Here is a 12,358-nt window from a genome sequence, read left to right as displayed (position 1 = left end):
TGTTGGTTATAACGATTCGCCGACTGCGGGTTGCCACAGTGGCGTCTTCGGGTTCAAAGGCGCTTCTATTCCGGCAGGCTGGCAAACGCTTCCGAGCACCATGCGCGTGAGCATCTGCACCAGTGCCTGCCCCTTGGCATCTTCCACCGGCCAGTTCACTTGCCCAGGCTGCGGCACGGTGGCAAAGCGCACGTGGGCCAGGATCGTCGACCAGATGAACAGCAGCAGGTGCTCCGGTGCAGTGCGTTCGATCAGCCCTTGATCCATCCAGCCCTGCAGGCACCTCATGGCCGCTTTCCGCCAGGCTGCAGGTTGGGTTCCACACAGCGGAACCACATTCGATTGTCGGCGTCGCGCCGTCGGGTTTATCTGACAGCACGTGCGGCCTGCCTCTCGTGCCGCAATCCCCGAGCGAATAACAAAAGCGGGACTGCAACCCGCGCGAGGAGATGCCGATGAACCCATCCAAGCACCCGCACATCCTGGCCTGGCTCGCCGATGTTGCCGGCGAACTTCATGCACTGCGCCAGGATATCCACGCCCACCCGGAACTGGGCTTCGAGGAAAACCGCACCTCGGCACTGGTCGCCCAGGCCCTGCGCGAGTGGGGTTACGAGGTCCACACCGGGATCGGCCGCACCGGCGTGGTCGCTGTGCTGCGCAACGGCAGCAGCACGCGCCGCCTGGGGCTGCGCGCCGACATGGATGCGTTGCCGATCGTCGAGGCCACGGGCGCGGCCTACAGCAGCCGACACCCGGGCTGCATGCATGCCTGCGGACACGACGGTCATACCGTGATGCTGCTCGGCGCTGCTCGCTACCTGGCGGCGACCCGGCGCTTCGACGGCACCCTGACACTGATCTTTCAGCCGGCCGAGGAGGGGCAGGGCGGGGCCGAGGCGATGCTCGCCGATGGCCTGCTGGAGCGTTTCCCCTGTGATGCGCTGTTCGGCATGCACAATATGCCGGGGCTGGCCGCCGGGCACCTGGGCTTTCGCGAAGGACCGATGATGGCTTCCCAGGACCTGCTGACCGTCATCCTGGAGGGCGTCGGTGGTCATGGTTCGATGCCGCACCTGACCGTCGACCCATTGGTTGCTGCCGCCAGTGTGGTGATGGCGCTGCAGACCGTGGTGGCGCGCAATATCGATGCCCAGGAGGCGGCAGTGGTTACCGTCGGTGCGCTGCAGGCTGGCGAGGCGGCCAATGTCATTCCACAGCAGGCCCTGTTGCGCTTGAGCCTGCGTGCGCTCGACGCCGCGGTCAGGCGCCTGACCCTGGAGCGCGTACAGGCGATCATCCGCGCCCAGGCCAAGAGCTTTGGCTGCAGCGTGAGCATCGAACACCGCCCGGCTTATCCGGTGCTGATCAACCATGCCGCCGAAAACGCCTTCGCCCGCCAGGTCGGCATCGAGCTGCTCGGCGAGGCCGCCGTCGATGGCAATACCCGCAAGCTGATGGGCAGCGAGGACTTCGCCTGGATGCTGCAACGCTGCCCCGGCGCCTACCTGTTCATCGGCAACGGCGTGGATCGGCCGATGGTGCACAACCCCGCCTACGACTTCAACGACGACATCCTGCTGACCGGGGCCGCCTATTGGAGCGCGCTCACCGAGCGTTGGCTCGCCCCGGCCTGAGCGCTTCTTCATTGACTGCCGCTGGAGCCCGCATTCCTGCGGGCGTTCCTCACATCTGGTTTCTGGAGAATTTCCCATGCACGCTACGAATGCAGGCGCATCGCGCACCCGGCAAGTGGTCGCCGCCGTCATCGGCAATGCGCTGGAATGGTATGACTTCATCGTGTACGGCTTTCTGGCCAGCATCGTCGCTCGTCAGTTCTTTCCCTCCGACGATGACTACGCCTCGCTGCTGATGGCCCTGGCGACCTTCGGCGTCGGTTTCTTCATGCGCCCGGTGGGCGGCGTGTTGCTGGGTATCTACGCCGACCGCAAAGGGCGCAAGGCGGCCATGCAACTGATCATTCGCCTGATGACCCTGTCCATCGCGATGATCGCCTTCGCCCCCAACTACCTGGCCATCGGCATGGGCGCGCCCTTGCTGATCGTGGTCGCGCGCATGCTGCAGGGCTTCGCCACGGGCGGTGAATATGCCAGTGCCACGGCATTTCTGGTGGAGAGCGCGCCGGCGCACCGCAAGGGGCTGTACGGCTCCTGGCAACTGGTCGGGCAATGCCTGGCGGTTTTCACCGGGGCGTCGATGGTCGCGCTGGTCACCCACCTGTGTTCAGCCGAGGCGCTGGACGCCTGGGGCTGGCGGATTCCTTTCGTGTTCGGCTTGCTGATCGGCCCGGTGGGGCTGTGGATTCGCAAGCACATGCAGGAGCCCGAGGAGTATCTCGAGGCGCGCAAACAAGCCAAGGACCAGGCCCCAAGCCTGTGGCAGGTGCTGCGTACGCATCGCCGGGCGCTGTTGGTGTCCATGGGCCTGGCCAGCGGCGCGACCGTTTCCTTCTATGTGGTGCTGGTGAACATGCCGACTTTCGCCCACAAGAGTCTGGGGCTGCCACTGGACCAGGTGCTGCTGGTGCAGATGCTCGCGGTGGGCCTGATGACGGTGGTGATTCCGTTCTCCGGCGCGCTGTCCGACCGTATCGGCCGCAGGCCGGTGCTGATGGCCTTCACCCTGGGCTTTTTCCTGATGGTCTACCCGCTGCACCTGTGGGTCGCCGCGGCACCGTCGGTCGAGCGCCTGCTGGTGATGCAACTGGCGCTGTGCAGCATGATCGGTGGTTTCTATGGGCCGGCACCCACGGCGCTGGCCGAGCAGTTCCCCATCGCAGTCCGCTCAACCGGGGTGTCGGTGGCGTATAACGTGGCAGTGATGCTGTTCGGCGGCTTCGCGCCGCTGATCGTCACCTGGCTGACCAAGGTCTTGAACACGCCCGTGGCGCCGTCGTTCTACGTGCTGTTCGCCTGCGTGCTGACACTGCTGGGCACCTATTGTCTGAAAGAAGCCGTGCGGCCACGCGCGCCTGCCGTCCTCGAACTTGGAGTAAAACCGTGAAACCGCTAGATCTCGACCCTGTCGTCGCGCTGGATGCCAGCGACCTGTCCCGGGCGATCCATGCTCGCCAGGTGTCCTGCCGCGAGGTGATGCAGGCCTACCTTGCGCACATCGAGCGGGTCAATCCGCAGGTCAACGCCCTGGTGTCGCTGCGTCCGGCACAGCAACTGCTCAGGGAGGCCGACGCACGCGACCGCGAGCTCGACCACGGCCAGTCCCGCGGCTGGATGCATGGCATGCCCCAGGCCATCAAGGACCTGGCCGCCACGGCTGACCTTCGTACCACCTTGGGCTCGCCGCTGTTCGCCGAGCAGGTGCCGCAGCAGGACGCCATCAGCGTGGCGCGGGTTCGGCGCAACGGCGCGATCATCCTCGGCAAGAGCAACGTGCCGGAATTCGGCCTCGGCTCGCAGACCTACAACACGCTGTTCGGCACCACCACCAACGCCTACGACCCCAGCCGGGTAGCCGGCGGCAGCAGCGGCGGGGCCGCTGCGGCACTGGCCATGCGCCTGCTGCCTGTGGCCGATGGCAGCGACATGATGGGCTCGTTGCGCAACCCGGCGGCGTTCAACAATGTGTTTGGCCTGCGCCCTTCCCAGGGCCGCGTGCCGCACGGTCCGGCGCCGGAGATGTTCGTCCAGCAACTCGCCACCGAGGGCCCGATGGGGCGCAGCGTCACCGATCTGGCCCGGCTGCTGTCGGTACAAGCGGGCTTCGATGCGCGGGTGCCGCTGTCCATCAACGATGGCATGCAGGATTTCGCTGCGGACCTGCGACAGGACTTCACCGATGTGCGGGTCGGCTGGTTGGGCGACTACAACGGTTACCTGCCCATGGACGATGGCGTGCTGAGCCTGTGCGAAACCGCATTGAGCGACTTCGAGAACCTGGGGTGCAAGGTCGAGGCCTGTCAGCCGGACTACCCGCTGGAGCGCCTCTGGCAATGCTGGCTGACCCATCGCCACTTTCTGGTGCACGGCAACCTCGCAGCGGCCTACGCCGACCCGAGTCGGCGCGCATTGCTCAAGCCGGAGGCGCAGTGGGAGGTCGAGGGCGGCCTGCAACTGAGCGCCGCTGCACTCTACCAGGCGTCGCTGGCGCGCAGCGACTGGTACCGGGCGATGGCAGGGCTGTTCGAGCGTTACGACTTCCTGCTGCTGCCCTCGGCCCAGGTGTTTCCTTTCGACGCACAGCAACCTTGGCCGCAGGTCGTTGGTGGGCGGGCGATGGACACCTATCACCGCTGGATGGAGGTGGTGATCGGCCCGACCCTGGCCGGGTTGCCGAGCATCAGCGTTCCGGTCGGTTTCAATGCACAGGGCCTGCCGATGGGGATGCAGATCATCGGCCCGGCCCAGGCCGATCAGGCGGTGCTGCGCCTGGCCTATGCCCACGAGCAACTGACCCGCTGGGTCGAGCGCTACCCGCCGCCGAGCCTGCTGGCGCGCTGAAGCCCTTGCAGGCGCATATCTTGCTGGGCAATGTGACGATCCTGGTGCAGACACGGAGGCGAACATGAGCGGCAATGGAGACGGCGGTGGCGTGCGATCGGTCGAGCGGGCGTTGACGATCATCGAATTGCTGGGTGAGCACCAGGCCCTTGGGCTGGAGGAGCTGCACTACCTGACGGCGTTACCCAAGGCCACAGTATCGCGCATGCTCGCCACCTTGCAGGAGCAGGGCTGGACCTACCGGGGCCTGAGCGACCGCCGCTACCGTCTGCGCGCGCGGCGCCTGTTCGGCGACGGCCAGTTGCGGTTCAAGCGGCAGATGGTCGAAAGCGCCGCGCCCCTGTTGCTGGAGCTCAGCGAGCGCACCGGGTTGGTGGCCGACTTGTCATGCTTCGACGGCCAGCGCCTGGAAGTGATGGAGAGCGCGATTCCCCAGGTGTTGCGCAAGCGCTACCCGAACAACTGCCAGATCGTCGGCCACCACGCCAGCCTGTTCCACTCGGCGATGGGGCGCGCCTGCCTGGGCGAGCTGGAGCAGCATGAGGTCGAGCGCCTGGCCGAGCATGCGCACCTGGGGGACGACACACTGCTGCGCGGCATCGAGGACGAGACACAGCAAGGTTTTGCCCGGCGCACGGAAGGTTACTGGGAGTATCCGGTGCGGCTACCGTTCCTGATCCGCGCCATCGCCTTGCCGGTCCACACGCAAGGACGGCTGGCGGGGAGCATCGCCTTGCACTGGCCACTGGACCAGGCACCGGTAGAGCGGGTGCTGGGGCTGCACCTGGAGAGCCTGGCGAGAACCGTTGACCAGGTGCAGCAAACGCTGGCCTGAGCGATTTTCCGCATCGCGTTGAAAGTGTTATCGGGCGGCGCGGCTGTTTGCCGGCCATCGCCCCGGCAATACTGTGCGCAACTCAAACGTGTTGGAGATGTGACGATGGGTGCGCAGGTAACGAACAATCCGCTGGTATCGATTGCAGTGCTCAAGGCCCGCGAGCGCAGGGCGCTGGCACTGAAGCAGGCGTTGCTGGAACTGATTGAACCGACCCGCGCGGAGCCGGGCAATCTGGACTATGTGCTGTTCGAGGACAAGGATGAGCCAGGGACGTTCTACATGCGCGAGGCGTTCGTCGACCAGGCCGCGCTTGATGCGCATTTCGCCGCGCCGTATTTTCAGCGGTTTGCGGCGCAGAGCGAAATGCTGTTGGGCGAGCCGCTGCGCTTGATCTTTCTGGAGCAGGTTTCTGATCGTTGAAAAAGACACCGCGCTGCCTGGCACGGGCTACGCCCGTGTTCGCGGGACCAGTCGGGGCGCCGAACCGCCGCCCCCACAGGGATTGGGCTGACCTTTAGATTTTGAACAAGAAAGTTACCCCTACAAGAGCTCCGCAACTTCTGAATACTGCGGTGTTACCTGTGGGAGCGGGCTAGTCCCGCGATCACCGGCGAAGCCGGTGCCTTCCACCGCGGTGTTCTTTTCGCGGGCACGTCGGGGCGGCGAACCGCCGCCCTCCAGCTCAGCCGATCATTCCCACTCGGCCTTGCCGATCGCCAGCCCGTGCATGCCGTTGTAGCTGGCGCGCTTGGGCTGCGCCCAGCCCTCCAGCAGGCTGTCGTCGAGCTTGTAGATCTCCACTCCCAGTGGCCGGCAGACCGACAGCGGGTCCTGTGCCTCAGGCCCCCACATCGGCAATGAGAGGTCGCCGCCCGGGCAGGTCGACAGCGCACACAGCACATCGATTTCGGCGAAGAACTCCAGGTAATCACCCTGCTTGGCCGGGCAGGCCTTCATGAAGTACATGTCGTCATGGTTCAGGCCGGTGCACTGGAAGATGTTCAGCACATCGTGCACGTCGAACTCGGTCAGCCCATGGGGCAGCACAGCGCGGGTGAGGTTGGAGTGGCAGTGGTGATGGAAGTCCTCGCCGGTAAGCATCTTGTTCACGTAGGGGTCGCAACGGGTGCCGAGCAGGTCGTGCAGGCGTCCGCCGTGTTCGTCGATGCCGTAGTCGGCCAGGCTGTCGTCGGTGATGGTTACCAGCGGGCGCAGGAATGGCAGGTTCGACCACAGTCGGTCGTAGGTGGTGACGTGGGCACCCTGCAGCTGGCGGGTACGGGCCGCCCACAGGCGCTCACGCGGGTCGTTGGCGTTCCAGATGTTGAAGTCGCCGACCTGCGGGCCGACCGGGGTGGTGACGCGGAACACATGGCCGGCCGGCACCTTCCAGGCGCGGCCGGTGCGGATCGGCACTTCGAACTGCTCGATCAGCGTGCGTGCATCTTGGCGCTCGCGCACGCGGTCATAGAAAGGCTTGTCGACCTGCAGGGCAGCGCCTTTGCTGACCTGGTAGGCGGCGGGATAATCCTTGTACATGGGTAGGTCTCCGGTTTCAGGAACGGGGTGGATGGCTGAACAGGTCGAGCAGGGCGTGCTCGGAGTCGTCCAGGTAACGGGTCATGGCTTCGGCGGCATCGTGACGCAAGCCGTCGGCGAGCAGGTCGTGGATCTCTCGGTCGCGCTCCAGCCACGGGCTCTGGAAGTTCTTTTCATCGGGCGCAACGGCGAACACCAGACGCATCTGCGCAGCGATATTGGTGAAGAAGGCATCCAGCAGCGGGCTGCGCAGCAGGCCGACGATGTGCTGGTGAAAGCGCAGGCTGTGGGTGCCGAAGGCCTGCCAGTCTTCACGATCACGGGCAAGTTCGGCCGCCTCGATGGCGTCGAGCATGCGGTCGGACTGGTATTCGCGCAGCGGCTTGCTGCCGTGGATCGCCTGCACCTCAAGTGTGCGGCGCACCAGGAAGATATCGCGCACCTCGGCGACCCCCAGCCTGCGCACCATCACACCCTTGTTGCGCACGTAGGTGGTCAGGCCTTCGTGACCCAACTGGTGCAGGGCCTCGCGTACGGTGTTGCGCGAAGCGTTATAGCGGCCGGTGAGCTCTGCCTCGACCAGCGGCATGCCTGAGACCAGGCGGCCGCCGATGATGTCTTCGCGCAGTTCGAGGGCCACCTGGTCGGCCAGGGGCAGGCTTTCGCCGGTCTTTTCCGGGAGTTTGCTGCTCATGCCAGTTGCACATCCTTGAGGAAGCGGCCCATGCGCTCGCTGCGGTTGTCGAGCAACTCGCGCGGCGCACCGGCCTGGATGATCTCTCCGCGCTCCATGAACACCACGCGGTCGGAGACCTGGAAAGCGAATTTCATTTCATGGGTGACGATGACCATGGTCATGCCCTCGCGGGCGAGGTCCTCGATCACCTTGAGCACATCGCCGACCAGTTCCGGATCGAGCGCCGAGGTCGGCTCGTCGAACAGCATCACCTGCGGGCGCATGGCCAGTGCCCGGGCGATCGCCACCCTTTGCTGCTGGCCGCCGGAGAGCTGGTGGGGGTACTTGCCGGCATGCTCGCGCAGGCCCACCTTGCTCAGCAGCGCCAAGCCCAAGGCGCGCAGGTCGGTGTCGCTGGCATGGCCATGGTGACGTGGGGCGAGTATCACGTTCTCCAGCACCGTCTTGTGCGGGAACAGGTTGAAACCCTGGAAGACCATGCCGACCTGGACGATGCCCTCCATGTGCACGCGATTGCCAAGGCTGCCGCCGTCTTCTTCACGCCCGCGCAGGAACGGCGCGCCGCACAGCTCGACCTGGCCACGATCCAGGCCCTCCAGGCCGTTCAGGGTACGGATCAGCGTAGTCTTGCCCGACCCCGAAGGCCCGATGATCGACACTACTTCGCCGAAGCGGATGTCCAGGTCGATGCCCTTGAGTACTTCCAGCTGACCATAGTGCTTGCGCGCGCCGAACACCCGCAGGGCGAAGTCGCCTTGCCGGGGTGTGGTCTCGCGCCGGGCAGGCGCCGGTTGCGCCGGGCCATCGGCGATGGCCTTGGGCTGGCGCCGGGTGACGTCAAGGTGCTGCTCCAGGCGACGTAGCAGGTAACTGAACACCGTGACGATCAGCACATAGTAGAAGGCGACCGCGAGCATGGTCTCCATTACCAGGAAGTTCTGCGTGTACAGCTGCTGGCCGACCAGCAGGATCTCCGACAGCGAAATCACCGACACCAGCGAGGTCAGCTTGACGATGGTGATGTACTCGTTGGCCAGGGTCGGCAATGCCACCCGCAACGCCTGTGGAATCACGATCAGGCGCTGCACACCGGTGTAGCGGATACCCAGCGCCTTGCCGGCCTCGAGTTGCCCCTTGGCCACTGCCAGCAGGCCGCCGCGATGAATCTCGGCGATATAGGCCGATTCGCTCAGCACCAAGGCGATCAGGCCGGCGGCGTAGGGGTTGGACAGCAGCACGCTGGTACTCGGGAAGACCTGGGGCAGGTTGTAGACGAAGATCAGCAGCACCAGCAGCGGCAGGCTGCGGAAGAACCAGATGTACAGTGCCGCGCCGCGGTTCAGGGCGCGGTTGCTCGACTGCCGCGCCAGCGCCAGGACAAAGCCGAAGACGATGCCCAGCAGCCAGGTCTCGACGCTCAACTCCACCACGGTGCCGACCGCCTTCCAGAAGTCGCCGTTGACCAGCAGGCCGGCGGCATAATCCCAATCGAATTGCATGCTCGACGCTCCTGCTTACTGCGCTTTCGCTTGAGGATTCTGGCCCAGGGCCTGGGCCACTTCGGCAGGGCTGGGCTCGCCGAGGTTGTAGCGAGTCAACAGCGTCTGGTATTCGCCACTGTGCTTCATGGCCTCGAAGCCTTGGCGCAGTTCACCGAGCAGTGCATCGTTGCCCTTGCGCACGGCAAGGCCAATGACCACCGGGTAGATCAGCTCGTGGGAACTGATCACCACTCGGCCCTTGAGCTTGTCGGCGGTGATGGCCGCCACTGCGGCGTCTTCGAACTGCACATCGACCGCCTTGGCCAGCAGGGCCTGGGCCGCCTCCGGTGAGGTGGGGAATTCGCGCGAGTCGATCGGCGCCTGGCCGTTGGCCTCGCAGTGGCTTTTGGACAGCGCCATCAGCTTGGGAATCCACGATCCACCCTTGATCGAGCCAATGCGCTTGCCGCACAGGTCCTGGGGCGCTTGCGGGCGGAAACTGTCATCGGCACGCACCATCAGCGAGGCACCGCTCTTGAGGTAGGGCAGGAAATCGACCTGCGCCGCGCGCTCAGGGGTAACGTAAAGAGCCGAGGCGACCACATCGAAGCGTCGAGCGTTTACGCCCATCACCAGGTTGGCGAAGCGGGTGTCCTGGAACTGGGGGGCGAGCTTGAGGTGCTGGCCGAGCAGGGTCATGAACTCGGGATCGAAGCCGGCAGGCTTGCCCTGGTCGAGGTACGTGTAGGGAGGGTAGGTGAGGTCCGAGCCGATGGACAGGCGATCGGACTGCAAGGTGCCGTCGGCGGCCTGTGCGGCGGCACTGAGGGTCAGGGCGAGGGTGAGGGCTGTTGCTCGGGACATGAAGGACGCTCCACTTATGATTGTTCAACAATCGTTGTGGAATTATTAATCAATAGTCGTGCCAACAATGCCAGAAACCGCCTCGGAGGATTGGGGCACTGCCCGCGAATATCTGCAGCGCCTGCTTCGCGGGCAAGTCGCAGCGGCGAACCGCCGCTCCTACAAAAGTACCGCATCATCCACAAGGCAATGCGCTCCCCTGTAGGAGCGGGCTTGCCCGCGAAAAGAGCACCGCCCCCTCACTGACACCCCATCTACGTAGTTCTACGTAGTACTTGCGCGTAGTACTGCGAATGTTCTTGTGGACCCAGTACGCCGAGAGTGTCGTCGTCCCTACCCGGGCACCCACAAAAACAAAAACCGTCGCCGGCACACCCGTCGCGACAGGAGAAATCCCGATGACCAAACTGGCTACCCGAATTGCCTGGTTCGCCATTGCCTTGCTGGGCGCATTCGCGCTGGGCACCGTGGCGTTGCGCAGGGGCGAAGCCATCAGCGCCCTGTGGATCGTCACCGCAGCCGTCGCCATCTACCTCGTTGCCTACCGCTACTACAGCCTGTTCATCGCCAACAAGGTGATGCAACTGGACTCCACCCGCGCCACCCCGGCCGTGCTGCACAACGACGGGCTGGACTACGTACCGACCAACAAGCACATCCTCTTCGGCCACCACTTCGCCGCCATCGCTGGCGCCGGCCCACTGGTCGGCCCGGTGCTCGCCGCGCAGATGGGCTACCTGCCCGGTACGCTCTGGCTGATTGCCGGGGTAGTGCTGGCCGGGGCCGTGCAGGACTTCATGGTCCTGTTCATCTCCACCCGCCGCAATGGCCGCTCCCTGGGCGACCTGGTACGCGAGGAAATGGGCTCGATCCCCGGAACCATCGCGCTGTTCGGCACGTTCCTGATCATGATCATCATCCTTGCGGTGCTGTCGCTGATCGTGGTCAAGGCCCTGGCCGAGAGCCCGTGGGGCATGTTCACGGTGATGGCGACCATCCCGATCGCCATGTTCATGGGCGTGTACCTGCGCTACCTGCGCCCGGGCCGTATCGGCGAGATCTCGGTGATCGGCGTGGCACTGATGCTTGCCTCTATCTGGGGCGGGGGCATGGTTGCCGCGGATCCAGTGTGGGGCCCGGCGTTCACTTTCACCGGCGTGCAGATCACCTGGATGTTGATCGGCTACGGTTTCGTCGCCGCTGTGCTGCCGATCTGGCTGATTCTGGCGCCACGCGACTACCTCTCGACCTTTCTCAAGATCGGCACCATCGTGGCGCTGGCCATCGGTATCCTGGTTATCGCGCCTGAGCTCAAGATGCCGGCCATCACCCAATTCGTCGACGGCACAGGCCCCGTGTGGAAGGGGGCGCTGTTCCCGTTCCTGTTCATCACCATCGCCTGTGGTGCAGTGTCCGGCTTCCATGCGCTGATCAGCTCCGGCACCACGCCCAAGCTGCTGGCCAACGAAAGCCATGCCCGCTACATCGGCTACGGCGCCATGCTGATGGAGTCGTTCGTGGCGATCATGGCCATGGTTGCCGCCTCGGTCATCGAGCCGGGCGTGTACTTCGCCATGAACAGCCCGGCCGCGGTGGTCGGTGCCGACGTCGTGTCGGTGGCGCAGACCGTCAGCAACTGGGGCTTCACCATCACCCCGGAAATCCTCCAGCAGACCGCCACCGACATCGGCGAGCACTCGATCCTGGCCCGCGCCGGTGGTGCACCGACCCTGGCCGTGGGTATCGCGCAGATCCTGCACCAGGCGCTGCCGGGTGAGAACACCATGGCGTTCTGGTACCACTTCGCGATCCTGTTCGAGGCGTTGTTCATCCTGACCGCCGTGGATGCCGGTACGCGTGCCGGGCGCTTCATGCTCCAGGACCTGCTGGGCAACTTCGTGCCGGCACTGAAAAAGACCGACTCCTGGACCGCCAACGTGGTGGCCACCGCCGGCTGCGTGGCGATGTGGGGCTGGTTGCTGTACCAGGGGGTGATCGATCCACTGGGGGGCATCAATACCTTGTGGCCGCTGTTTGGCATCTCCAACCAGATGCTGGCCGGCATCGCCCTGATGCTCGCGTCGGTGGTGCTGATCCGCATGAAGCGCCAGCAGTATGTCTGGGTCACTTTGCTGCCTGCCGTATGGCTGCTGATCTGCACCACCACCGCCGGCCTGATCAAGCTGTTCGACCCCAACCCGGGCATGGGCTTCCTGGCGCTGGCGCGCAAGTACAGCGATGCCGCAGCAGCCGGGCAGGTGCTGGCACCGGCCAAGGATCTGGCACAGATGCAGCACGTGATCTTCAACGCCTACACCAACGCCGTGCTGACCGGGTTGTTCCTGTTCGTGGTGCTGAGCATCCTGTGCTTTGCGGTGAAGGTCGGCAGACGCGCCTGGGTCAAGCCTGAGCGCAGCGACAAGGAGTCGCCGTTCCAGCCGATCCCCGACGCCTGAGGAAC

General features: G+C 65.0%; 11 protein-coding genes. 6 read left to right on the top strand and 5 right to left on the bottom strand.

Going from position 1 to position 12,358, the window contains the following annotated elements; all coding sequences use genetic code 11:
- Positions 1–6: 6 nt before the first annotated feature.
- Positions 7–288: a hypothetical protein gene (locus ACK3BK_RS12525; RefSeq protein WP_411384429.1), complete on the bottom strand. Its 282-nt coding sequence runs from the start codon at positions 286–288 to the stop codon at positions 7–9.
- Between the two features lie 167 nt (positions 289–455).
- Between ACK3BK_RS12525 and ACK3BK_RS12520 the strand changes: the two genes are divergently transcribed.
- From ACK3BK_RS12520 to ACK3BK_RS12500, 5 genes are all read left to right on the top strand, one after another.
- Positions 456–1,637: a M20 aminoacylase family protein gene (locus ACK3BK_RS12520; RefSeq protein WP_411384428.1), complete on the top strand. Its 1,182-nt coding sequence runs from the start codon at positions 456–458 to the stop codon at positions 1,635–1,637.
- A gap of 76 nt (positions 1,638–1,713) precedes the next feature.
- On the top strand, positions 1,714–3,024 hold the full coding sequence (locus tag ACK3BK_RS12515) for a citrate-proton symporter (RefSeq protein WP_411384427.1): 1,311 nt from the start codon (positions 1,714–1,716) through the stop codon (positions 3,022–3,024).
- A complete protein-coding gene (locus ACK3BK_RS12510) occupies positions 3,021–4,478 on the top strand; it encodes an amidase (protein ID WP_411384426.1) in 1,458 nt (485 codons plus the stop codon). Before ACK3BK_RS12515 ends, ACK3BK_RS12510 begins: the two co-directional genes overlap by 4 nt.
- A 64-nt stretch (positions 4,479–4,542) precedes the next feature.
- Complete coding sequence (locus ACK3BK_RS12505; RefSeq protein ID WP_186709191.1) at positions 4,543–5,313, top strand: helix-turn-helix domain-containing protein; 771 nt, start codon at positions 4,543–4,545, stop codon at positions 5,311–5,313.
- 105 nt (positions 5,314–5,418) lie between these two features.
- Positions 5,419–5,736 (top strand): putative quinol monooxygenase, encoded by a 318-nt coding sequence (locus ACK3BK_RS12500; RefSeq protein ID WP_411384425.1) that lies wholly within the window; start codon positions 5,419–5,421, stop codon positions 5,734–5,736.
- Between the two features lie 270 nt (positions 5,737–6,006).
- Here ACK3BK_RS12500 and ACK3BK_RS12495 read toward each other — a convergent pair whose 3' ends face one another.
- From ACK3BK_RS12495 to ACK3BK_RS12480, 4 genes are read right to left on the bottom strand one after another with little or no spacing between them, the layout of a single operon-like run.
- Positions 6,007–6,855: an urea carboxylase-associated family protein gene (locus tag ACK3BK_RS12495; RefSeq protein ID WP_186664649.1), complete on the bottom strand. Its 849-nt coding sequence runs from the start codon at positions 6,853–6,855 to the stop codon at positions 6,007–6,009.
- A 16-nt stretch (positions 6,856–6,871) separates the two neighbouring features.
- Positions 6,872–7,549, bottom strand: a complete 678-nt coding sequence (locus ACK3BK_RS12490) for a GntR family transcriptional regulator (RefSeq protein WP_186664651.1) — start codon at positions 7,547–7,549, stop codon at positions 6,872–6,874.
- Positions 7,546–9,051: an amino acid ABC transporter permease/ATP-binding protein gene (locus tag ACK3BK_RS12485; RefSeq protein ID WP_411384424.1), complete on the bottom strand. Its 1,506-nt coding sequence runs from the start codon at positions 9,049–9,051 to the stop codon at positions 7,546–7,548. The genes ACK3BK_RS12490 and ACK3BK_RS12485 overlap by 4 nt, the downstream gene beginning before the upstream one ends.
- Before the next feature lie 15 nt (positions 9,052–9,066).
- On the bottom strand, positions 9,067–9,897 hold the full coding sequence (locus tag ACK3BK_RS12480; RefSeq protein WP_186719376.1) for a transporter substrate-binding domain-containing protein: 831 nt from the start codon (positions 9,895–9,897) through the stop codon (positions 9,067–9,069).
- Positions 9,898–10,295: 398 nt separating this feature from the next.
- Between ACK3BK_RS12480 and ACK3BK_RS12475 the strand changes: the two genes are divergently transcribed.
- Positions 10,296–12,353, top strand: a complete 2,058-nt coding sequence (locus ACK3BK_RS12475) for a carbon starvation CstA family protein (protein WP_411384423.1) — start codon at positions 10,296–10,298, stop codon at positions 12,351–12,353.
- Positions 12,354–12,358 lie beyond the last annotated feature (5 nt).

The sequence above is a fragment of the Pseudomonas sp. L7 genome, from assembly GCF_046605565.1.
GTDB lineage: Bacteria > Pseudomonadota > Gammaproteobacteria > Pseudomonadales > Pseudomonadaceae > Aquipseudomonas > Aquipseudomonas wayambapalatensis.
Note: the sequence above shows the minus strand (reverse complement) of the source record. Positions and strands in the feature narration are given on the sequence as shown.